General features: G+C 52.9%; 16 protein-coding genes and 3 rRNA genes. 15 read left to right on the top strand and 4 right to left on the bottom strand.

Annotation, left to right across the window (positions count from 1 at the left end; translation table 11 throughout):
* Positions 1–7 precede the first annotated feature (7 nt).
* The 5 genes from rluD (at position 8) to ilvN (ending at position 7,215) form a co-directional block, all read left to right on the top strand.
* Positions 8–967, top strand: coding sequence for a 23S rRNA pseudouridine(1911/1915/1917) synthase RluD (rluD, locus tag J4377_RS15525; RefSeq protein WP_038478339.1), 960 nt, complete (start codon positions 8–10; stop codon positions 965–967).
* The gene (gene pgeF / locus J4377_RS15520; protein ID WP_038478337.1) at positions 964–1,719 is read left to right on the top strand and encodes a peptidoglycan editing factor PgeF; all 756 of its coding nucleotides are present in this window, start codon (positions 964–966) and stop codon (positions 1,717–1,719) included. The genes rluD and pgeF overlap by 4 nt, the downstream gene beginning before the upstream one ends.
* Positions 1,720–1,874: 155 nt before the next feature.
* Positions 1,875–4,454 (top strand): ATP-dependent chaperone ClpB, encoded by a 2,580-nt coding sequence (gene clpB / locus J4377_RS15515; protein WP_038478334.1) that lies wholly within the window; start codon positions 1,875–1,877, stop codon positions 4,452–4,454.
* Between the two features lie 545 nt (positions 4,455–4,999).
* Positions 5,000–6,724 carry an acetolactate synthase 3 large subunit gene (locus J4377_RS15510; protein ID WP_253488159.1) on the top strand — a complete coding sequence of 575 codons (1,725 nt, stop codon included), beginning with the start codon at positions 5,000–5,002 and terminating at the stop codon, positions 6,722–6,724.
* Positions 6,724–7,215 carry an acetolactate synthase small subunit gene (gene ilvN / locus J4377_RS15505; RefSeq protein ID WP_027336791.1) on the top strand — a complete coding sequence of 164 codons (492 nt, stop codon included), beginning with the start codon at positions 6,724–6,726 and terminating at the stop codon, positions 7,213–7,215. Before J4377_RS15510 ends, ilvN begins: the two co-directional genes overlap by 1 nt.
* Before the next feature lie 80 nt (positions 7,216–7,295).
* Here ilvN and ilvY read toward each other — a convergent pair whose 3' ends face one another.
* Complete coding sequence (gene ilvY, locus J4377_RS15500) at positions 7,296–8,183, bottom strand: HTH-type transcriptional activator IlvY (protein ID WP_095603764.1); 888 nt, start codon at positions 8,181–8,183, stop codon at positions 7,296–7,298.
* A 218-nt stretch (positions 8,184–8,401) separates the two neighbouring features.
* On the opposite strand from ilvY, the gene ilvC reads away from it, so the two are divergent.
* From ilvC to rrf, 5 genes are all read left to right on the top strand, one after another.
* The gene (ilvC, locus tag J4377_RS15495) at positions 8,402–9,418 is read left to right on the top strand and encodes a ketol-acid reductoisomerase (protein WP_253486098.1); all 1,017 of its coding nucleotides are present in this window, start codon (positions 8,402–8,404) and stop codon (positions 9,416–9,418) included.
* A gap of 163 nt (positions 9,419–9,581) precedes the next feature.
* Positions 9,582–10,514 (top strand): CDP-diacylglycerol--serine O-phosphatidyltransferase, encoded by a 933-nt coding sequence (pssA, locus tag J4377_RS15490; RefSeq protein ID WP_095603765.1) that lies wholly within the window; start codon positions 9,582–9,584, stop codon positions 10,512–10,514.
* Between the two features lie 575 nt (positions 10,515–11,089).
* A 16S ribosomal RNA gene (locus tag J4377_RS15485) occupies positions 11,090–12,624 on the top strand.
* Between the two features lie 320 nt (positions 12,625–12,944).
* Positions 12,945–15,837 (top strand): 23S ribosomal RNA (locus J4377_RS15480).
* Between the two features lie 128 nt (positions 15,838–15,965).
* Positions 15,966–16,081 (top strand): 5S ribosomal RNA (gene rrf / locus J4377_RS15475).
* Together the 16S, 23S and 5S rRNA genes form the textbook arrangement of a ribosomal RNA operon.
* A gap of 222 nt (positions 16,082–16,303) precedes the next feature.
* Here rrf and hisC read toward each other — a convergent pair.
* Positions 16,304–17,365: a histidinol-phosphate transaminase gene (gene hisC / locus J4377_RS15470; protein ID WP_253486097.1), complete on the bottom strand. Its 1,062-nt coding sequence runs from the start codon at positions 17,363–17,365 to the stop codon at positions 16,304–16,306.
* 164 nt (positions 17,366–17,529) lie between these two features.
* Here hisC and J4377_RS15465 point away from each other — a divergent pair, with 164 nt between their 5' ends.
* From J4377_RS15465 to mnmH, 4 genes are all read left to right on the top strand, one after another.
* Complete coding sequence (locus J4377_RS15465) at positions 17,530–17,979, top strand: copper resistance protein NlpE N-terminal domain-containing protein (RefSeq protein WP_038478315.1); 450 nt, start codon at positions 17,530–17,532, stop codon at positions 17,977–17,979.
* Positions 17,980–18,088: 109 nt separating this feature from the next.
* Positions 18,089–19,459, top strand: a complete 1,371-nt coding sequence (radA, locus tag J4377_RS15460; protein ID WP_038478312.1) for a DNA repair protein RadA — start codon at positions 18,089–18,091, stop codon at positions 19,457–19,459.
* A gap of 45 nt (positions 19,460–19,504) precedes the next feature.
* A complete protein-coding gene (selD, locus tag J4377_RS15455; RefSeq protein ID WP_095604463.1) occupies positions 19,505–20,542 on the top strand; it encodes a selenide, water dikinase SelD in 1,038 nt (345 codons plus the stop codon).
* Positions 20,539–21,627 (top strand): tRNA 2-selenouridine(34) synthase MnmH, encoded by a 1,089-nt coding sequence (mnmH, locus tag J4377_RS15450; RefSeq protein WP_253486096.1) that lies wholly within the window; start codon positions 20,539–20,541, stop codon positions 21,625–21,627. Before selD ends, mnmH begins: the two co-directional genes overlap by 4 nt.
* Positions 21,628–21,649: 22 nt before the next feature.
* Here the strand turns inward: mnmH and J4377_RS15445 are convergent, their stop codons facing one another.
* Complete coding sequence (locus J4377_RS15445; RefSeq protein ID WP_253486095.1) at positions 21,650–22,342, bottom strand: type 1 glutamine amidotransferase; 693 nt, start codon at positions 22,340–22,342, stop codon at positions 21,650–21,652.
* 112 nt (positions 22,343–22,454) lie between these two features.
* Here J4377_RS15445 and J4377_RS15440 point away from each other — a divergent pair, with 112 nt between their 5' ends.
* A complete protein-coding gene (locus J4377_RS15440; RefSeq protein WP_038478301.1) occupies positions 22,455–23,057 on the top strand; it encodes a YjaG family protein in 603 nt (200 codons plus the stop codon).
* Between the two features lie 13 nt (positions 23,058–23,070).
* Here J4377_RS15440 and J4377_RS15435 read toward each other — a convergent pair whose 3' ends face one another.
* A complete protein-coding gene (locus tag J4377_RS15435) occupies positions 23,071–23,577 on the bottom strand; it encodes a hypothetical protein (RefSeq protein WP_051626361.1) in 507 nt (168 codons plus the stop codon).
* Positions 23,578–23,581 lie beyond the last annotated feature (4 nt).

The following is a 23,581-nucleotide window of genomic DNA, read 5'->3' as shown; positions in this document are numbered from 1 at the left end:
GTTGTTCATGTCTCGTATTGTTGAAGCCACGCAGCGAGTACCCGCGACATTAGCTGGCGCGCGTTTAGACCAAGCCGCAGCTGAGTTGTTCAGCGATTATTCCCGCGAGCGTTTGAAAGCGTGGATCAACGCCGGTGAGCTCACCGTCGACGGCGCTAAAGTAAAACCGAAGGCCAAGCTGCACGGCCACGAAACATTAGCGCTTAAAGCGACTATTGAAGACGATACTCGTTTTGAGCCCCAAGATATTCCGCTTGATATCGTTTATGAAGACGACGCGGTAATAGTCATCAACAAAGCCGCGGGCATGGTGGTTCATCCCGCCGCGGGCAACCCTGATGGCACATTGTTGAATGCGTTGCTCCATCATCATCCTGCACTGGCAGAAGTGCCTCGGGCGGGAATCGTACATCGCCTGGATAAAGACACCACTGGTCTAATGATGGTGGCGAAAACGTTGCCCGCACAAACGACGCTGGTTGAGCAGTTGCAGGCGCGCAGCGTTTCTCGTCAATATGATGCAGTGGTGATTGGCAAGCCCGTGTCGGGCAGCACCATTGACGCGCCCATTGGTCGGCACCCAAAAGACCGCAAGCGCCAAGCGGTCACGGCTTCTGGGAAACCGGCAGTGACTCACTTTCGGGTGGTTGAGCGTTTCCGCGCGCATACCCATGTGCGTTGCCAGTTGGAAACCGGGCGTACCCATCAAATTCGCGTTCATATGGCTCATGCCCGCTACCCATTGATTGGCGATCCGCTCTATAGTGGCCGTGCTAAGCTGCCGCCGGGTGCTGCTGCGCCGTTAAAAGAGATTTTGCGTGAATTTCCGCGTCAGGCGCTGCATGCTCGGAAGCTCAGTTTTGTGCATCCGGTGAGTGGTGAAACGCTTACTTTTCATGCCGACTTGCCTGATGATCTACTGATGTTGTTGGATTACCTGCGCGAAGATAGTGAGACCATGAGATGAGCGACGCGATTGATCTAAAGCCCACGCTACTGTTACCTGATTGGCCAGCCCCCGCGAATGTGCGGGCGTTTGTGACCACTCGGGAAACAGGGCCGAGCCAGGATGATTTTGCCGCTTTTAATCCAGCGAGCCACGTAGGCGATAATGCTGATCATGTCGCGCTATGTCGGCGTTTGTTGCACAAAGAAATCGGCGATGATCGGCCGCTGCTGTGGCTTAACCAAACCCATGGCGCACGCGTTCAGCAGGCGTATCAAGACGATACGCCGGAAGCAGACGCCTCGGTTGCCAGCAGCAACGACTATGCTTGTGTGGTGCTAACCGCAGACTGCTTGCCGGTGATGTTCTGCAATCGCCAAGGGACCCAGGTAGCCGTTGCCCACGCGGGCTGGCGCGGGCTAGCGGGTGGCGTGCTGGAAGCGACCGTCGCCGCTATGAACTGCGATCCTGACGACATTTTGGTATGGCTCGGGCCGGCTATTTCGAATGCCCAATTTGAGGTAGGACCAGAAGTGTATGGTGCCTTTGTTGCGGTACACCCTGAGACCGCTGAAGCGTTTGACCACAGCCCTTATCGTCTTGGTCACTATATGGCGGATCTTTATCGCTTGGCGCGCTTTCGTTTAGAAGCGCTGGGTATTCATCACATCAGCGGAGGCCACTTCTGCACGGCCTGCGAGTCGCGTTTTTACTCCTACCGCCGAGACAATGGCAGCACTGGACGCATGGCAAGTGTGATCTGGATCAATTAAGTAGTGTTATTCCTTCGAGCTTGTTATGCACAGCTCTTGAAATGCGTGGAACTGACTCCATTAAACTTGTCAAGCTAAACGTTTTTAGCACATTAAAGACAAGTTATTGGGAAACACCGTGGGTCCAAACGCACGGCACCCCCAGGAGGAATTCCATGCGATTCGATAAATTTACTGCCAAATTACAGGCCGCTATTTCTGAGGCACAATCCCTTGCGGTTGGGCACGGCCATAATCAGCTTGATCCCGCGCACTTATTGCTTGCGTTACTCGATACCAAAGACACTGGCATTAAAGCCCTGGTTGAAAAAGCTGGGGGCAGTAGCTCGCGCCTGCGCGACGGTTTGCAGAAGCAGCTAGATAACTTACCTAAAGTAAGCCAGTTCGACGGTGACGTTCAGCCATCTCGCGACTTCATCAAACTATTCAATTTAACTGACCGGGAAGCGCAGAAGCGTGGCGACCAGTTCATTGCCAGTGAATTGGTACTTCTGGCTGCACTGGAAATGAACAGTGCGATCACCAAACTGATGAAAGAGTCAGGGCTCAACCGGAAGGCCCTGGAAGCCGCAATCAATAGCTTGCGCGGTGGTGCTAAGGTCGACGACCCGAATGCCGAAGACCAGCGCGAAGCGCTTAATAAATACACCATGGATCTAACCCAGCGTGCATTAGATGGCAAGTTGGATCCCGTGATTGGTCGTGATGATGAAATTCGCCGCACGATTCAGGTGCTGCAGCGTCGTACCAAAAATAACCCGGTACTGATCGGTGAGCCAGGGGTGGGTAAAACCGCCATTGTTGAAGGGCTGGCTCAGCGTATTGTGAACGGTGAAGTGCCTGAAGGCCTGAAAGAGAAACGCGTCCTTTCCTTGGATATGGGCTCACTGCTGGCAGGCGCCAAATTCCGTGGCGAGTTTGAAGAGCGTCTGAAAGCGGTGCTAAAAGAGCTTTCCCAGGAAGAAGGCCGGGTCATCCTGTTTATTGATGAGCTGCACACCATGGTGGGCGCGGGTAAGGCTGAAGGTGCGATGGATGCAGGCAACATGCTTAAGCCCGCGCTGGCGCGTGGTGAACTGCACTGCGTAGGGGCGACCACCCTGGATGAGTACCGCAAATACATTGAAAAAGACGCCGCGCTGGAGCGTCGCTTCCAGAAGGTGTTGGTCGATGAGCCCTCTGAAGAGGACACGGTAGCTATTCTGCGTGGCTTAAAAGAGCGTTACGAAGTCCACCACGGCGTGGATATTACCGACTCGGCGATTATCGCCGCGGCCAAGCTCTCTACCCGCTATATCACTGATAGGCAGTTGCCCGATAAAGCCATTGACCTGATCGATGAGGCAGCGTCACGTATCCGCATGGAGCTGGACTCTAAGCCTGAAGAGATGGATAGGCTGGATCGTCGGCTAATCCAGCTGAAAATGGAGCGCGAAGCGCTTAAGAAAGAGACCGATGAGGCCACTAAGAAACGCCTTGAGGCGCTGAACAACCAGATCCACGAATTAGAGCGCGAATACGCTGACTTGGATGAAATCTGGAAAGCTGAGAAAGCCAGTATTCAAGGCGCAGCGCAGTTTAAAGCGGAGTTGGAGCAGGCGCGCATTGACCTTGAACAAGCGCGTCGCCAGGGCGATCTAGGTCGTATGTCAGAGATTCAGTACGGCAAAATTCCGGCGCTTGAGAAGAAAATCAGCGAAGCGGGTGAAGGCGAAGCTGATATTGCCAGCCACCAACTGCTGCGCTCAAACGTTACCGAAGAAGAGATTGCCGAGGTGGTTTCTCGCTGGACAGGCATACCAGTCTCCAAAATGTTGGAAGGCGAGCGAGACAAGCTGCTGCGCATGGAAGAAGCGCTGCATGAGCGAGTGATTGGCCAGCATGAAGCGGTAGAGGCAGTGGCTAACGCCGTGCGCCGCTCGCGGGCAGGGTTGTCTGACCCCAATCGACCCAACGGCTCGTTCCTGTTCCTCGGCCCAACCGGGGTGGGTAAAACAGAGCTATGTAAGTCGCTGGCTAACTTCTTGTTCGATACTGAAGAGGCAATGGTGCGTATCGACATGTCGGAGTTTATGGAGAAGCACTCCGTGGCTCGCTTGATTGGTGCGCCCCCAGGCTATGTAGGTTATGAAGAGGGTGGCTACTTAACTGAGGCGGTGCGTCGTAAGCCCTACTCGGTGCTGCTACTGGACGAAGTGGAAAAAGCGCATCCGGATGTGTTCAATATCCTGCTGCAAGTGCTGGAGGATGGCCGCTTAACTGATGGGCAAGGTCGCACAGTCGATTTCCGTAACACGGTGATCGTGATGACCTCTAACATGGGCTCGGACATCATCCAGCGCATGGGTGGAGATGATAACGACTACGAAGTCATGAAAAATGCAGTGATGGAAGTGGTGGGTAACCATTTCCGCCCTGAATTGATTAACCGCATTGATGAGGTGGTGGTGTTCCACGCCCTTGGCCAAGAGCAAATTCAGGCGATTGCCGGTATTCAGTTAGAGCGTTTGAAAGTTCGCTTGGCTGAGCATGACCTGAGCCTGGAAATTAGCGATGACGCCATGGCCCAGCTGGCGGTGGTCGGTTTCGACCCAGTGTATGGCGCAAGGCCGCTGAAGCGGGCGATCCAAAGCCGCATCGAGAACCCATTGGCTCAAGACCTGCTGGCGGGCAAATATGCCCCTGGCGACACTATTCATATCAGTGCGAGTGAAGGCAAGCTAGTATTTGAGTAATTTACGCGTGGGCAATTAAAATTCCCACGTCCTCAACTAGCCTGCGCAATGAACTTCAGCAAGCCTGCGCAATGAACCTCAGTAAGCCTGCGCAATGAAATAGTGCAAAAGCCTCGTTAGCTCTGCTAGCGGGGCTTTTTTAATGGCTAACTGCGACGTTTGTTGCGTTTGTCCTGATCGGAGGTTGACAGGCTGAGGGCGCTAATGGAATCTTGTGTGTTCCTGATTTGCGGGCGCGGAACCAACGGGCAACCCCTAATCCCCGCGCGAAGGGTAGGCGAAAGCCTTTACCCGCCGAAGGACTTCCGGGCTTGGGCTAACCGCCCGACCTGGCCAACGCCCCGACACGGCAAACCGTCGTGTAAGGTAGCTACTGGCGTATTTGATGATATGCCGGTGCTTCCGATGAGAGTGCAGGCCCTAACCGGGCCATATGCCAGGGTTTGGCATCAGGTGCCGGCATGGGCCGGCAGCGGCATACCGCCGCACTCGACACCGCAGGATGTCCTGCGGATCGCACTCGAGACCTCCAGGGGAGAAACACAGTGGAACTGCTTTCCGGCGCAGATATGATCGCCCGCTTCTTGCAGGATGAGGGCGTTGAGTACATTTATGGTTATCCCGGCGGCGCGGCGCTGCACATTTACGATGCGTTGTTCCGCCAGGACAAGGTGAAGCACATTCTTGTGCGTCACGAACAGGCAGCGACTCACGCAGCCGATGGTTATGCTCGTGCAGCGGGCAAACCAGGCGTGGTGCTTGTCACCTCGGGTCCTGGTGCTACCAATGCGGTTACCGGCATTGCGACTGCCTATATGGATTCGATTCCAATGGTCGTGCTGTGCGGTCAGGTCATGAGCCACCTGATTGGTGACGATGCCTTCCAGGAAACCGATATTGTGGGTGTGACTCGCCCCATCGTGAAGCACAGCTTCTCAATTCGGCATCCGTCTGAGATTCCAGAAGTGCTGAAAAAAGCCTTCTATCTCGCGGCGACTGGCCGCCCGGGTCCGGTCGTGGTCGATATTCCTAAAGATATGACAGCACCGACCGAGCGCTATGAGTACGTCTACCCGAAAAAGGTCAAGATGCGCTCCTATAACCCGGTTACCCGGGGACATACGGGGCAAATTAAAAAAGCCGTTGAGATGATGCTGAAAGCCAAACGTCCGGTGTTCTATACCGGCGGTGGCGTGGTAACTGGCAAGGCAAGCGAAGGGTTGACCGATTTGGTCAAACAGCTCGGCTTCCCCATTACCACGACGCTGATGGGCATTGGCGCCTATCCGCAAAGTGATCGGCAGTGCCTGGGCTGGTTAGGGATGCACGGCTCGTATGAGTCCAATATGGCTATGCACCATGCGGATTTGATTATCGCTATTGGCGCGCGTTTTGATGACCGAGTGACCAACAACACGTCGAAGTTTTGCCCCACGGCAAAAATCATTCACGTGGATGTGGACCCAAGTTCGGTATCTAAAACCGTACGCGCAGATGTGCCCATCGTTGGGCCAGCGTCTAGCGTTATTAATGAAATGATCAGCCTGGTTCAAGGTCAGTCAATTTCGCAGCCTGAAGCGCTAACCGAGTGGTGGCAAAAGATTGACGGGTGGCGCGCCGAGCGTGAAGGCAAGCTATATGAGCCTTCTAAGCCAGGCGAAGTGTTGAAGCCACAGGAAGTTATCGAAGCGCTATGCCGTGTTACTCGCGGTGAAGCCTATGTGACGACGGATGTTGGCCAGCACCAAATGTTTGCTGCTCAGTACTACAAGTTTGATAAGCCTAACCGTCTGATCACTTCGGGTGGTTTGGGCACCATGGGCTTTGGCTTCCCGGCTGCCATGGGTATCAAACAGAACTTCCCTGATGACGATGTCGTGTGTGTAACAGGGGAAGGCAGCTTTCAGATGATGATGCAGGAGCTCTCTACCTGTAAGCAGTACGGCGTGGGCGTCAAAATTGTAAACCTCAACAATGCATCGCTTGGCATGGTGCGGCAGTGGCAAGATTTGAACTACAAGTCCCGTCATGCGCACTCCTATATGGAGTCGCTGCCAGACTTCCACATGCTCATTGAGGCTTACGGATTTACCGCAATCACCGTGAATACCCTTGACGAGTTGGAGCCGGCGCTAGAGCGCGCCTTTGCCGACAAGTATGAGCTGGTGTTCCTGGATGTGAAGGTTGATCCCTTTGAGCACGTCTATCCGATGCAGGTGCCGTTGGGTGCCATGCGTGACATGCTGCTGTCTAAAACGGAGCGTACCTGATGCGTCATATCATCTCGATTCTGATGGAAAACGAACCGGGTGCGCTGTCACGTGTGGTCGGGCTGTTCTCCCAGCGTAACTTCAACATTGAAACGCTGAACGTTGCACCGACCGAAGACCCGTCGCTGTCACGCCTGACGGTGACCACCGTGGGTGATGACCGCGTGATTGAGCAAATCACCAAGCATCTGAATAAGCTGATTGATGTGGTGAAGCTGGTCGACCTGACGGAAGGTAACCACATTGAGCGTGAGCTGATGTTGGTGAAAGTAAAAGCGTTAGGCGCTGCCCGCGATGAAGTGAAGCGTACGGTGGATATTTTCCGGGCGCAGATCGTCGACGTAACGCCAAGCCTGTATACCGTTCAGATTACCGGTGACGCTGCTAAGTTGGATGCATTTCTACAGGCCATGGCGCCGGTAGGCATTCTCGAAGTGGCGCGTACCGGGGTGTCCGGTATCGCTCGTGGCGATAAAGTTCTATCGTTGTAAACGCGGCATGCTAGCTGAGTAAGCCGTTGGAAAAGCCGTCCTTATCAGGGCGGCTTTTTTTGTGTTCTTATAAGCGTGCGTTAACGTGGCGTCACAGTCGCCCAAAACGCGTCAATCATCGGATTTTTGAGGCGTCGGTTAAGCACGCAAACTCCGACATCGTAGTGGGGGAGCTCGGGTTTTACGCTGAGCACTTGCACACGTTCGGACAGCGGGCTGTTATCTAACACGATTTTGGGTACCACGCCCACGCCAAATCCCAGCCCCACCATGCTCACAATCGCTTCGTGCCCAGCTACTTGGGCATAAATGCGCGGCGTTATACCCATCGCCTTAAACCACGTGTTGGCGTACTCCCTTGAAAGCCCTGCCTCTGAAAGAATCATCGGAACATCACGCCACTGCTCGGCTGTTGAGCTTTCCGGCTGACTTGGCAGCCAGTCGTGGGCTTCTGTAGGTCCAATAAACAGCAGCGGCGAGCGGGTAAGCGATTTAAAGGCCAGAGCGCTGGGTGGAATTCGCGGACGGGGGGTAATGGCCATATCGTCTGCGCCTTCCAGTACCCGTGACATGGCGTCAGCGGGGTCACCGGTATGCAGCTTTAATTCGATACCAGGGTGCCGAGTACGCACATCACTCAGTAGTTCGTAGAGAAAGCTATAGCTCGCGGTTACCGAACAGTAAATGCTTATTTCGCCACTCAGCTGTGCCACCGTGGCGGCCAGTGTTCGCTTTTGCATTTCCCATTGCTCTAAGGTCTCTTTTGCATAGCGCTGAAACGCTAAGCCTTGAGGAGTTAGCGTGACATGGCGATTGTCGCGCTCAAATAGTTGCGTGCCTAGCTCGCCTTCAACCTGCTGAATTGAGCGGCTTAAGGTGGATGGGCTGATATGACAAAGCTCGCTGGCGCGGCCAAAATGCAGCGTCTCGGCCAGCGTTACCACATGCTTTAATAAGCGAAAATCCATAGGAAGCCCACTGTTAAGATCGATGTTTCATAATTAGAAATAGTATGTTGCAAATATAGCGTTTTACGCAATGGTGGCGGTGGCGTAGAGTGATCTCAACGCCAAAGCCCAGTGCTGCAAAAGACGGCACGGGTGGCCATCAACGCTGATACGACATATATAAATTATTCCTATATAACGATCATTTTTTGATCAAATTCGATTTTTGGAGTCTTGCTATGCACGTTTATTACGATAAAGATTGTGATCTATCCCTCATCCAAGCCAAGAAAGTCACTATTGTTGGTTATGGTTCGCAAGGCCATGCCCATGCGAATAACTTGAAAGAGTCTGGCGTCGACGTCACGGTTGCTCTGCGCAAAGGTTCTTCCTCTGCCGCCAAAGCAGAAGCCGCAGGCCTGAAAGTGGCAAGCGTTCCAGAAGCGTGCAAAACCGCAGACGTTGTCATGATTCTGGCGCCGGATGAGAATCAAAAAGCAATCTACGAGCAAGAAGTAGAGCCGAACTTGAAAGAAGGCGCGACCTTGGCCTTCGCTCATGGCTTTAATATCCACTACAACCAAATCGAGCCGCGTAAAGATCTTGATGTCATCATGATCGCCCCGAAAGCACCGGGACACACGGTACGCTCTGAGTTCGTTAAAGGTGGCGGTATTCCTGACCTGATCGCTATCCACCAGGATGCGTCTGGTAATGCCAAAGAATTAGCGCTTTCCTACGCGGCAGGCGTTGGTGGTGGCCGTAGCGGCATTATCGAAACTACCTTCAAAGATGAGACCGAAACAGATCTGTTCGGTGAGCAAGCAGTTCTGTGTGGCGGCGCAGTTGAGCTGGTTAAAGCTGGCTTTGAAACGCTGACTGAAGCGGGTTATGCGCCAGAAATGGCTTACTTCGAGTGTCTGCATGAGCTTAAGCTGATTGTTGACCTGATGTACGAAGGCGGCATCGCCAACATGAACTACTCCATCTCCAACAATGCGGAGTACGGTGAGTACGTTACTGGCCCTGAAGTGATTAACGATGAGTCTCGTGTCGCAATGCGCAATGCACTCAAGCGTATCCAAACGGGTGAGTATGCCAAAATGTTCATTCAGGAAGGCAACACTAACTACCCGTCGATGACGGCACGTCGTCGCTTGAATGCTGAACACGAAATTGAGCAAGTAGGCGCTAAGCTACGTGGCATGATGCCGTGGATTGCTGCCAACCAGTTGGTTGATAAATCGAAAAACTAAGCGGTTAGCGTGTTAGTACGCTAGTTAAAGCCTCGGGGCGCACATTGTTGCGCCCCGAGGCGTTTGGCGTTGCATGCTGCAATTGACTGGCTGAGTTAGCTTCACCGTGTAGAATGAAAAGAGATCACTGTGCTGGTGACTTCACTTCAAACGGATGATATTTATGACCCAGGATGCTCGCGATCAAGAGCGTAAACAGGCCCCGCAGTCAGTGCCTCAAGAAGGCCAGAAAACAGAAGCTAGTGGTGCTGGAGAGCAAGAAGATGCTAGTCACGAAAAGGTAAGTAATGGCAGCGTAAGTCATGACAACGTAAGTAATGAAGATCTGGCTAGCGTTTTTTTGCGCGAAACCGAAGTGGTTGAAGAAGCGGTTGAGGACGGTAAGAAAATTCGCCGAAAAGGCATTTACTTATTACCTAACTTGTTTACTACGTCTGCGCTGTTTTCAGGGTTCTTCGCGGTGGTAGCTGGCATTAACGGAGAATTCACTTCGGCAGCAGTGGCAATTTTTATCGCCATGGTGCTTGACGGGCTTGATGGCCGTGTTGCCCGTATGACCAATACCCAAAGCGAGTTTGGCGCAGAGTACGATAGCCTTTCCGACATGATCTCTTTCGGTATGGCGCCTGCATTGGTGGCCTTTACCTGGATTTTACAAGACATCGGTAAAACTGGCTGGGTGGTGGCATTTCTTTATGTGGCTTGTGCTGCACTGCGCCTGGCGCGCTTTAATGTACAGATTGGTAGTGTTGATAAGAAATGGTTTATTGGCTTGCCAAGCCCATCCGCTGCCGCTTTAGTGGCTGCAAGTGTGTGGACCTTCCATAGTTTTGATGCGGATGCGGTAGGTTTTAAGCTGCTAATGCTATTTGTCGTAGGGGCTGCGGGTGTGCTCATGGTTAGCAATATTCGTTATTACAGCTTTAAAGACCTCGATTTCAAAAAGCCTGTACCTTTTGTTGTGCTTCTAGCGGTGGTGCTAGGGTTCGTAATGATCTCAGTGGAACCATCTGTAATGCTGCTACTGCTTTTTGGTGCTTATGTGTGCTCAGGCCCGGTATTGGCCGTTATGCGCAAGGCCAAGCCTAAAAGCTAAAGTTTATTCACATTTTCTCAAAAAACCACTTGCCAAGACGGCAGCGAATCCGTAAAGTACGCATCCGCTGCCGGGGACGCACAGCGTTACCAGCGGTGAATGAAGGTGAAAACCTTCGGTTTGTCAGAGAGTTAGAAGAACTCAGCAGCAATATACTGCGATGTCTTCCAACGCTTTTTGAAACGAGCCGCGCCAGAAAGCAACGTTATCTCGCTTTCTTCGCTCACTCGCTTCACTCACTCAAAACAGTGATTGACAAACACTAGGAAATGCGTAGAATACGCCTTCCTCGCTGAGGCAAGCCAGTTCATCGGCTAGCCAGTTACTTCTTCGGAAGTTCAGCAGTGAAAACAGCTCTTTAACAATTTGATCAGGTAATTCATGTGGGCGCTTGCCGATGAGGGTGATAAATCACCAAATATCAAGGCAAGCGGTCATGAGAACGACAGTTTTTAAACGTAAGTTTTTAAACAATAGTTGAATGAATTCGTTTGAACCTTGAGCCAAGTTTGATGCGCTTTTGTTGTTCGTAAACATCACGTTTTCGAGTGACGAGTAAGTATCACAATGATTTTAAACTGAAGAGTTTGATCATGGCTCAGATTGAACGCTGGCGGCAGGCCTAACACATGCAAGTCGAGCGGTAACAGGGGTAGCTTGCTACCCGCTGACGAGCGGCGGACGGGTGAGTAATGCATAGGAATCTGCCCGATAGTGGGGGATAACCTGGGGAAACCCAGGCTAATACCGCATACGTCCTACGGGAGAAAGGGGGCTCCGGCTCCCGCTATTGGATGAGCCTATGTCGGATTAGCTAGTTGGTGAGGTAATGGCTCACCAAGGCAACGATCCGTAGCTGGTCTGAGAGGATGATCAGCCACATCGGGACTGAGACACGGCCCGAACTCCTACGGGAGGCAGCAGTGGGGAATATTGGACAATGGGCGAAAGCCTGATCCAGCCATGCCGCGTGTGTGAAGAAGGCCCTCGGGTTGTAAAGCACTTTCAGCGAGGAAGAACGCCTAGTGGTTAATACCCATTAGGAAAGACATCACTCGCAGAAGAAGCACCGGCTAACTCCGTGCCAGCAGCCGCGGTAATACGGAGGGTGCAAGCGTTAATCGGAATTACTGGGCGTAAAGCGCGCGTAGGTGGCTTGATAAGCCGGTTGTGAAAGCCCCGGGCTCAACCTGGGAACGGCATCCGGAACTGTCAAGCTAGAGTGCAGGAGAGGAAGGTAGAATTCCCGGTGTAGCGGTGAAATGCGTAGAGATCGGGAGGAATACCAGTGGCGAAGGCGGCCTTCTGGACTGACACTGACACTGAGGTGCGAAAGCGTGGGTAGCAAACAGGATTAGATACCCTGGTAGTCCACGCCGTAAACGATGTCGACCAGCCGTTGGGTGCCTAGCGCACTTTGTGGCGAAGTTAACGCGATAAGTCGACCGCCTGGGGAGTACGGCCGCAAGGTTAAAACTCAAATGAATTGACGGGGGCCCGCACAAGCGGTGGAGCATGTGGTTTAATTCGATGCAACGCGAAGAACCTTACCTACTCTTGACATCCTGCGAACTTGTGAGAGATCACTTGGTGCCTTCGGGAACGCAGAGACAGGTGCTGCATGGCTGTCGTCAGCTCGTGTTGTGAAATGTTGGGTTAAGTCCCGTAACGAGCGCAACCCTTGTCCTTATTTGCCAGCGGGTAATGCCGGGAACTCTAAGGAGACTGCCGGTGACAAACCGGAGGAAGGTGGGGACGACGTCAAGTCATCATGGCCCTTACGAGTAGGGCTACACACGTGCTACAATGGCCGGTACAAAGGGTTGCGAGCTCGCGAGAGTCAGCTAATCCCGAAAAGCCGGTCTCAGTCCGGATCGGAGTCTGCAACTCGACTCCGTGAAGTCGGAATCGCTAGTAATCGTGAATCAGAATGTCACGGTGAATACGTTCCCGGGCCTTGTACACACCGCCCGTCACACCATGGGAGTGGACTGCACCAGAAGTGGTTAGCTTAACCTTCGGGAAAGCGATCACCACGGTGTGGTTCATGACTGGGGTGAAGTCGTAACAAGGTAGCCGTAGGGGAACCTGCGGCTGGATCACCTCCTTAAACGATGCATCATCCCTCGCGGTAAGCGCTCACAATGAATTACCTGATCAGAATGCTGTTGATACGCAGTGATAAGCGTTTTCTTCATGTTGAAGAAAGAGAAAAGACCTTTTTGAAGATCTTCTTTAAAGACCTTTCTTTTCCTCTTAATGTGAAAAAAAGCACTCGCTTATCACTGCGCATAGCAGTCGCTCTTTAACAATGTATATCATGCTGACATAAACGTTTTAAAACGTTTATACGTAATTGTTTTGTGATACGTCTCAAGCGTATCCGGCAATCGTTATCATTGCGAGATACCAGACTCCTTCGGGTTATAGGGTCAAGCAATGAAGCGCACACGGTGGATGCCTAGGCAGCCAGAGGCGATGAAAGACGTGGAAGCCTGCGATAAGGCTCGGCGAGGTGGCAAACAACCTGTGACCCGGGCATTTCTGAATGGGGAAACCCACTCATCATAAGATGAGTATCTTACGCTGAATATATAGGCGTAAGAGGCGAACCAGGGGAACTGAAACATCTAAGTACCCTGAGGAAAAGAAATCAACCGAGATTCCCCTAGTAGCGGCGAGCGAACGGGGACCAGCCCTTAAGCATGTGACTGATTAGGCGAATGCGCTGGGAAGCGCGGCCATAGTGGGTGATAGCCCCGTAGTCGAAAATCTGATCATGTGAAATCGAGTAGGTCGGGGCACGAGAAACCTTGACTGAAGACGGGGGGACCATCCTCCAAGGCTAAATACTCCTGGCTGACCGATAGTGAACCAGTACCGTGAGGGAAAGGCGAAAAGAACCCCGGAGAGGGGAGTGAAATAGATCCTGAAACCGTGTGCGTACAAGCAGTAGGAGCAGACTTGTTCTGTGACTGCGTACCTTTTGTATAATGGGTCAGCGACTTATATTCAGTGGCGAGGTTAACCGTTTAGGGGAGCCGTAGGGAAACCGAGTCTTAACTGGGCGACATAGTCGCTGGATATAGACCCGAAACCGAGCGATCTATCCATGAGCAGGGTGAAGGTTGAGTAACATCAACTGGAGGCCCGAACCAGGATCTGTTGAAAAAGATTTGGATGACTTGTGGATCGGAGTGAAAGGCTAATCAAGCTCGGAGATAGCTGGTTCTCCTCGAAAGCTATTTAGGTAGCGCCTCACGTATCACCGCCGGGGGTAGAGCACTGTTTCGGCTAGGGGGTCATCCCGACTTACCAACCCGAGGCAAACTCCGAATACCGGTGAGTGCAAGCGTGGGAGACACACGGCGGGTGCTAACGTCCGTCGTGAAAAGGGAAACAACCCAGACCGTCAGCTAAGGTCCCGAAATCCTGGTTAAGTGGGAAACGATGTGGGAAGGCTCAGACAGCTAGGAGGTTGGCTTAGAAGCAGCCATCCTTTAAAGAAAGCGTAATAGCTCACTAGTCGAGTCGGCCTGCGCGGAAGATGTAACGGGGCTAAACCAGGTACCGAAGCTACGGGTTCACACTATGTGTGAGCGGTAGAGGAGCGTCGTGTAAGCCGATGAAGGTGAATTGAGAAGTTCGCTGGAGGTATCACGAGTGCGAATGCTGACATGAGTAACGATAAAGGGAGTGAAAAACTCCCTCGCCGGAAGACCAAGGGTTTCTGTTCGACGCTAATCGGAGCAGAGTGAGTCGGCCCCTAAGGCGAGGCCGAAAGGCGTAGTCGATGGGAAACAGGTCAATATTCCTGTACCGGACATGATTGCGATGGGGGGACGGAGAAGGCTAGGTGAGCCAGGCGTTGGTTGTCCTGGTGAAAGTGAGTAGGCTGGTATCTTAGGTAAATCCGGGATGCCTTAAGGCCGAGACACGAAACGAACTGACCACGGTCAGGAAGTCATTGATGCCACGCTTCCAGGAAAAGCCTCTAAGCTTCAGATCATGTGCGACCGTACCCCAAACCGACACAGGTGGTCAGGGTGAGAATCCCAAGGCGCTTGAGAGAACTCGGGTGAAGGAACTAGGCAAAATGGTGCCGTAACTTCGGGAGAAGGCACGCCGGCGTAGGGTGACGAGACTTGCTCTCTAAGCCCGAACCGGTCGAAGATACCAGGTGGCTGCAACTGTTTAGTAAAAACACAGCACTCTGCTAACGCGCAAGCGGACGTATAGGGTGTGACGCCTGCCCGGTGCCGGAAGGTTAAATGATGGTGTTAGGATTCGTCCGAAGCTCTTGATTGAAGCCCCGGTAAACGGCGGCCGTAACTATAACGGTCCTAAGGTAGCGAAATTCCTTGTCGGGTAAGTTCCGACCTGCACGAATGGCGTAATGATGGCCACGCTGTCTCCACCCGAGACTCAGTGAAATTGAAATCGCCGTGAAGATGCGGTGTACCCGCGGCTAGACGGAAAGACCCCGTGAACCTTTACTATAGCTTCACACTGGACGCTGATGTTGCCTGTGTAGGATAGCTGGGAGGCTTTGAATCTCGGACGCCAGTTCGAGGGGAGCCAACCTTGAAATACCAGCCTGGCATCATTGGCGTTCTCACTCAGGTCCGTTATCCGGATCGAGGACAGTGTGTGGTGGGTAGTTTGACTGGGGCGGTCTCCTCCCAAAGAGTAACGGAGGAGCACGAAGGTACCCTCAGCACGGTCGGACATCGTGCAGTGAGTGCAAGAGCATAAGGGTGCTTGACTGCGAGACAGACACGTCGAGCAGGTGCGAAAGCAGGTTCTAGTGATCCGGTGGTTCTGTATGGAAGGGCCATCGCTCAACGGATAAAAGGTACTCCGGGGATAACAGGCTGATACCGCCCAAGAGTTCACATCGACGGCGGTGTTTGGCACCTCGATGTCGGCTCATCACATCCTGGGGCTGAAGTCGGTCCCAAGGGTATGGCTGTTCGCCATTTAAAGTGGTACGCGAGCTGGGTTTAGAACGTCGTGAGACAGTTCGGTCCCTATCTGCCGTGGGCGTTGGATGTTTGAGAAGGGCTGCTCCTAGTACGAGAGGACCGGAGTGGACGCACCTCTGGTGTTCCGGTTGTCACGCCAGTGGCATTGCCGGGTAGCTATGTGCGGACGGGATAACCGCTGAAAGCATCTAAGCGGGAAGCCCCCTTCAAGATGAGACATCCCTGAGGCCTAGAGCCTCCTGAAGGGCCCAGCGAGACCAGCTGGTTGATAGGCACGGTGTGGAAGCGCTGCAAGGCGTTGAGCTAACGTGTACTAATGGCCCGTGAGGCTTGACCCTATAACACCCAAGGGGTCTGGTCGTAGTGATAATGAAAACCGGATACGCGCTTCCTGTCAGCGACAGGAGACGAGAGACGCCACAAAACATCAGTGACATGTTCAGCATGATATGCATTAAAAGTTACGCCTGACGACCATAGCACGCGTGAACCACCTGATCCCATGCCGAACTCAGAAGTGAAACCGCTTAGCGCCGATGGTAGTGTGGGGTCTCCCCATGCGAGAGTAGGTCATCGTCAGGCACTTATTGAGAAACCCCGGCCATTTGGTCGGGGTTTTGCTTTTTAGGGGTCTCCCCTGGAGAGTAGCGGAACGCCGCCCGGATCATCGTCAGGTACTTATTTAACAAGAAACCCAGCCCATCGGCTGGGTTTTTTGTTTGCGCTATTGGTTATAGACTATTCGAAAAAATCCCCCAGGGCTGATGCCTTGAGGGATTTTTTTATGCTTTGAAAATGTGAGAATTAGCGGCAGATTGCTTCCAGTGCCTCTATTAAACTATCCATTTCATCATCTGTACCGATTGTGATGCGTAAGAAGTTGTTGAGCGCGTCAGTATTAAAGTGACGTACCAAAACTCCTCGCTCGCGGAGGCCTGCAAACAGCTGAGCGCCTTCAAAATCGTGATGCTGGGTAAGCACGAAGTTGGCCTTTGAAGGCAGTACTTCAAAACCTAGCTGCTCAAGTCGCTGACGTGTGCGCTCACGGGTCGTGATCACATTATTTCGGCAAGCGTTAAAGTGTTCTTCATCTTTCAGAGCTTCAATGCCGATGAGGCTCGCTAGGCTATCCACTGGATAGGAATTAAACGAGTCCTTGACCCGCTGGAGGCCATCAATCAGCTCAGGGGAGCCAATGGCATAGCCCAAGCGTAAACCAGCCAAGCTACGTGATTTAGAGAACGTTCCCGTGACTAGCAGGTTAGGGTAGCGCTCAACTAAGGTGACAGCGCTTTCAGCGCCGAAATCAACATAAGCCTCATCGATTAATACAACCCGGTTTGTCACGCGCTTAAGCAGAGCCTCAATGGTTTCGAGGGAGTGCGCGTGTCCAGTCGGCGCGTTTGGGTTGGCAAAAATAACGCCGCTGCGCTCTGATGCACTCGCCAGGGCATCAATATCAACTTCCCACTGGGCATTTAGTGGGTGTTTGCGAAGCGTGACGCCATAAAGATTGGCGTAAACAGGATAGAAGCTATAGGTGATTGAGGGAACATCCAGCGGTGCGTCATGGCAGAAGAAGGCCTGAAACGCAAACGCGAGTACTTCATCTGACCCATTGCCGACGAAGGTTTCTGCCACGCTAACCCCATAGCTTTCAGCCAGCGCAGTACGCAATGCGTAAGAGGTAGGGTCAGGATACAGGCGCAAATGATCAGTGGCATAATTGCGCAGCGCCTTGCTTACCCCTGGCGCGGGTGGATAAGGGTTTTCATTGGTGTTGAGTTTAATAACCTGTTCGCGGGGCTGCTCACCTGGCACATAGGGGGTAAGCTCCCGAACAGCTGGACTCCAGTATTGGCTCATGGGGGTAACCTGATTATCCTAATGTTAATACCCCATGGTCACCCGATGGCTGCCCGAGCGCAAGCATTCAAGTAAGCAAGGGGGTGGGCGTCGCACCTTGTAGCGGTTATGCTGTCATAAGCGCGCGAAAGAAATGTATGTCCAACACGATAAGGAGACACTCAATGCAATTTAGGAGTTTGCTAGCCGGCTCGGCTATGTTGGCACTGCTGGCGGGCTGTGCAGCTGGCCCGACGGGCCAGGGTGAAGATGCAGGAATGACTGCTTCTCAAGTCAATTACCAAGGTACGCTGCCTTGCCGCAACTGCGATGGTATCGACTTGGATGTGACGATGATAGGCGAAGAAATGAGTGCTCCTGAAGAGCGGACGTTCACGTTAAACGCCACTTATCGTAATCATCCACAAACACCACCAGACGAAAACTATGCAGGGAACTGGGAAGTGTTGACGGGCACGCCGTCTGATCCAGATGCTACTGTCTATGAATTAACGCCGAATGGCGATGGTCAGATTTACTACTTCCAGCGTATCAGTGAGCGCACGTTGGAACTGATCGACCCAGAGCGTCGTCGTTTCGAGAATGGCGAGATGCTGCAGTTACAGCGTCAATAAAGTGTGAAGCGATGCTCAAAGGCGGCCATTGGCCGCCTTTTGCATTTCTAGCTATCTGATGCATAAATCTCAGTGGCGACATCAAGATATCAACAGGAGCAACATGGCGGTGGCGAAAGCGAAGAGTGCCTTTGTATGTACCGAGTGCGGTGCAGAGTATCGGAAGTGGCAAGGCCAGTGCTCCAGCTGCCAGGAGTGGAACACGCTAAGTGAGATTCGTTTGGCCAGTGCGCGACCTGGAGGTGGTACTGCGACGGGACGAGCGGGCTATGCTGGAGACCTGTCGCGAGATGTGGTGGATCTTGGCAATGTGGATCTCAGTGAGGTTCCTCGCCTTACCTCGACCTTTGCCGAGTTTGATCGTGTACTGGGTGGTGGCTTAGTGCCGGGTTCCGCTGTATTACTGGGGGGGAATCCAGGCGCTGGTAAATCTACACTGCTTCTACAAACTGCCTGCAAGCTCGCCCAGCAGCGGCGTATTCTATATGTCACTGGGGAGGAGTCGCTTTCCCAAGTCGCCATGCGCGCCCACCGCTTACAGCTGCCTACTAATGGCTTAAAAATGTTGGCCGAGACCAGCGTGGAAACCATCTTGGCGGTGTCTGAACGGGAGAAGCCAGAGATTCTGGTGATTGACTCCATCCAGACTATGCATCTGGAGGATATCAGCTCTGCGCCGGGGGGCGTTGCCCAGGTACGGGAATCTGCGGCAGCGCTGACACGCTTTGCTAAGCAAACGAACACGGTTCTTTTGCTGGTTGGACATGTGACCAAAGATGGCACGCTGGCGGGTCCTAAAGTGCTGGAGCATATGATTGATGCTTCGTTGCTATTAGAGGGCGGAGCTGATTCTCGATTTAGAACGCTCCGCGGCCAGAAAAACCGCTTCGGCGCGGTGAATGAGCTGGGTGTGTTTGCAATGCTCGAGCAAGGTCTGAAAGAGGTTAAAAACCCCAGCGCGATTTTCCTCTCACGCCAAGAAGAGCAGGCACCCGGTAGTTTGGTCATGGTGGTGTGGGAAGGCACTCGGCCAATTCTCGTGGAAGTGCAGGCATTGGTGGATGAGTCTGCCCTGGGTAATCCTCGCCGTGTTGCCGTTGGCGTCGATCAAAACCGACTTGCCATGCTGCTAGCCGTATTAAATCGCCACGGTGGTCTGTTTACTGGTGATCAAGATGTCTTCCTTAACGTGGTGGGTGGAGTGAAAGTGCTCGAAACCAGTGCTGACTTAGCGGTGCTGTTAGCCGTGGTGTCCAGTCTGCAAAATCGCGCACTGCCAAAAGAGCTAGTGGTGTTTGGCGAAGTGGGGCTTTCAGGAGAAATTCGGCCAGTGCCCAGTGGGCAAGAACGCATTGCTGAAGCGGCTAAGCACGGTTTTCTAAGGGCAATTGTTCCGCGCGGCAACGCACCTAAGCAGGCTCCGAAGGGAATGGAGGTTATTCCTGTTGATAAATTGAGCGATGCCCTGGAAGCGTTGTAGCGTAAGCTATGCTAAGGAAAAGCATTAAGACTAAGGAGATGCGCCATGAGTGCAATTCGGTTAACCCAATATAGTCACGGAGCGGGTTGCGGCTGCAAAATTGCACCAGATGTACTGGATGGGATTCTTGCTAAAGCTGGGCCTGCCGCGGGCCATAAACGACTCATTGTCGGTAACAAGGGACGCGAAGACGCAGCGGTGTATGATTTGGGTGATGGCCGCGGCATGATTGCGACCACCGACTTCTTTATGCCGATTGTCGATGACCCCTTTGATTTTGGTCGTATTGCTGCCACTAACGCGATTAGCGATGTGTATGCCATGGGTGGCACGCCGGTCATGGCATTGGGAATTTTAGGTTGGCCGCTGGATAAACTCAGCGCAGAAATCGCGGGTGATGTTGTTGCCGGTGCCCAGGCTGTTTGTCGTGAGCTAGGGGTAGCGTTAGCGGGCGGTCACTCGATCGACGCTCCTGAGCCGATGTTTGGTTTGGCGGTCAACGGGTTAGTCGATTTAGCGCATTTAAAGCTCAACAGCCAAGCAAAGCCTAATGACCTGTTATTCCTAACCAAGCCACTTGGCGTAGGGCTACTAACCACAGCCGAAAAACGGGGTTTGTTAGAGGCTGGGCACCATGGCCTTGCCCGTGAAACGATGCTCAAGCCCAATCATATCGGTGTTGAGTTAGCTAAGGTGAAAGGCGTTAACGCTATGACGGATGTCACCGGGTTTGGCCTTGCTGGACACCTAGCTGAAATGTGCAGCGCAAGCGGTGTGATGGCGCAGATCGATTTTCGCCGCTTACCCCGTTTAGCAGAAGCCGAAGCCTACCGTCGGCAGGGCGCTGTCCCCGGAGGTTCGCTGCGCAACCGCGAAGCCCTTGGTAAAGCGTTGCCTGTGATGGACGATGCTCACTGGCAATGGCTGTGTGATCCTCAGACGTCAGGTGGTTTGCTGATCAGTGTCGACCCTGCCTGGGAAGATGATGTAGAGCGTATTGGTCGTGAGCACAGTCTTACCTTGGTACCGTTTGGCACCATGAAGGCAGCTCAAGGCGACGTTTTGATTGAGGTCATTGGATGACGCTAGCCACTGTTCCAGCATCATTGAACTTAATTGCGCAAACAACACCGCTGATAGATGTGCGCGCCCCGGTTGAATTTGTTCAAGGCAGTTTGCCTGGCGCGGTTAACTTACCGTTAATGGTTGATGATGAGCGCCATCAAGTTGGTATTGCTTATAAACAGCACGGACAGCAGGTAGCAATCGGGTTAGGTGAACGTTTAGTCAGCGGTGACACTAAACGAGCACGCGTTGACGCGTGGCTGGAATACGTAGCACGTCAACCAGACGCTCTTATCTACTGTTTTCGCGGAGGGCTGCGTTCGCAAATTGCACAGCAATGGCTTGCTGATGCAGGCATCAACAGGCCGCGCATTGACGGTGGCTGGAAAGCGATGCGGCAACGGCTATGTCAGCGCATTGATGAGGCTTCCAGCCAGCCGATGCTGGTCGTGGCGGGGCTGACGGGGTGCGCGAAAACGACGCTAATCAATCAATTGAGTAATGGCATTGATCTGGAGGCTTTTGCCAACCATAAAGGATCGGCTTTTGGGAGGCAGCCAGAAGAGCCGACAACACAAATTGATTTTGAGCATGCCTTAGCCAAGCGCTTAATTGGGCTGACGGGAAGCTTAGTGGTAGAAGATGAGTCGCGGCAAATCGGTAATGCCAATATTCCGCTTACCTTTTGGCATGCCCTGCAACGTGCGCCGCGAATACGCATTGAGATGCCCTTGGATTGGCGTTTAGAGCAGTTGCGCCGCGACTATATCGAAGCACTTGAACAGCGCTACACTGCCCGTTACGGCCCACAAGAGGGCTGGCAACGTATGCGACTCCAATTAGCCAATGCCCTGGAGCGTTTGGCGAAACGCTTAGGCAATGCCCGATTGCAGCGTCTACAGCGATTACAAGGTATGGCTTTTGATGCCCATGCACTAGGGAATATTCAAGCCCACGAAGCATGGCTTGCGCCACTGTTGACCGAATATTACGACCCACTTTATCGCTATCATCTTGAAAAGCAGCGAGATAACCGCCCTGTGGAACTGCATGTTGGCGATTGGGAAAGCTGCTTAGAAGCCGCTAGGCAGTGGAGCGCTTAGCGGCGTTGTATTCATCTATAGCTTATGCCGCTTTCAGCCATTGGGTCATCACGCGGTCTAGCAGCGGGGCTAACTGATGAAAGCGTCCAGCATTTTCTAGGATCTGTTCACTGGTTTGTATAAAGCGCCCTGCTGAGGCAGTTTTGGGCTGTGGCCATTCATCGGCATTGAGCAGTGGTGATACGCTGGAAGCCGTCGCTTCGAAATGACACAGTAAACCGACGACACGCCCGGCGTCCCACGAAAAACCTTGCAGTGGTGCTGCTGCACTGCCGCCTAGCGGTAGTGCGCTTTCCGGTAAGCTAAACACGAGGCGGTGCCTCATAAATGCCTCAAATTGTTCGGGTAGGTCAAAGGTGCTTTCCGGGGCAAGTGTTATTTGGTGCCAGCCAATTTCAGGGTAGGTGCCTGGTGCAATAACGGCATCCAGCGCCTCCGCTATCCACAGTGCGCCCAAGCCAATACCCAATAATGGTTTCTGCCCATCCAGATAGCGGTTAATCAGCTTGCGTTCGGCTTTAAACCAATCGGGTGGATCATTTACTAGACGTTCAGGGCCATCCAGTATAATTAGCGCATCGCACTCACCTGGTCGTGGAGTTAGCTCGCCCGCATAAAGATGAAAAACGGTGTAACTATGGCCCATACTCTCAAGCCAGTCAGTTAGACGAGCGGGACCATGGTCAGGGCCGTGCTGTAGCAGATGAATATGCATGGTAATCTCCTCGCCGGCCGATGTTAATAACGCGATAGGGATCTCCTGCCGCGTTTGTGCGACGATAACGTATCGCGTTCATTTCACCAATATTGTGACCCAGGAAATCAGCATGGTGGCTAAACCCCTAGGATTTTACCAGCGGCTTCAACAGTTGCCGTTGCCCGCTCAGCAAGCGTTTATGGCAGCCCTGTGTGAACGTCTGCTACCTAACTACGCGCTTTATCAACAAACCACGGGGTTAGGTGACGAGCATACACTGCGTACTGTGCTGAGCCTGGTGTGGGAACGGCTGAGCGTTTCTAATGCTAGCATTGACTTTGCTCGGCAAGCGGAAAAGCTGGCTGAGTGCGAACCTCCGGAAGATGATGAGAGCTTTGGAGCGCGCCGAGCGTTAGATGCTGTTGTGTCGGTATCCGCGCTGCTGGATACGCTGCTGGGGGAGTCGCCTGAAGCCGTGTTAGATGTCAGCCGCACCTCGCGAGCGGGCGTTCGCGCTTTTATCGAGCTAACGGAAGGTGAAGAAGATGCCCAGGCGCTTGCGCTGATCATTCGCGACCATCCCTTGATGGCCGACGAAAATGATTTCCAGGACGCTGTTTTGGACGCCGTGAGTGAGCCAATTACTAAAGCCTACCTAAAAGAAATTCGTCAGCTAGGGCGTAATAACGGCATTAGTAATCTTGGTTTAACCTTAGACGAGGGCAAGGAGTAGCTGTCGAAGCTGGTTAAAACCGCAGGCCCGCCGTCACCATCATGCCGGCGGTGCCGAAGATGATGAGATCTGATTCTACGCGCCCCCATTGCACGCCAATGCTGGGTAGCAGTGCAGGCGCCGTGCCTAAATGGTTAAAGGGAATCTTGTCGCGATATTCACCTTTATAGCCGTGTAGTAGCCCGCCAGTTAGCTTGGCGCGTACGTTGATCTCTTCGGCAAATTGCCAAAGCGGGAATTCACGCCCTGCATAAAAATACCAGGTTGGTTGATCAAACGAGTTTTTAAACCATGCCGCCCCTGTTAACCAGCGGTCTGGATTATGTAGTTCAATGCTTACCAGTTTTTGCTGATTGGTATGGTCAGGGTCAGGATCGAAGTGGCGCGTTAGCAAACTGGTTTGCACCAGTGTGTGATCGAGTTCTAAGGTGGGAGGCCAATCTGGCAAAGAAAAGGCTGAGACGGTAGTGCTCAGCCAAATCCCTGCTATCCCTCCTGCCCATTGATAATAACGAGGCATGTCA

Source organism: Halomonas sp. XH26 (assembly GCF_024138895.1).
Lineage (GTDB): Bacteria > Pseudomonadota > Gammaproteobacteria > Pseudomonadales > Halomonadaceae > Vreelandella > Vreelandella alkaliphila.
Note: the sequence above shows the minus strand (reverse complement) of the source record. Positions and strands in the feature narration are given on the sequence as shown.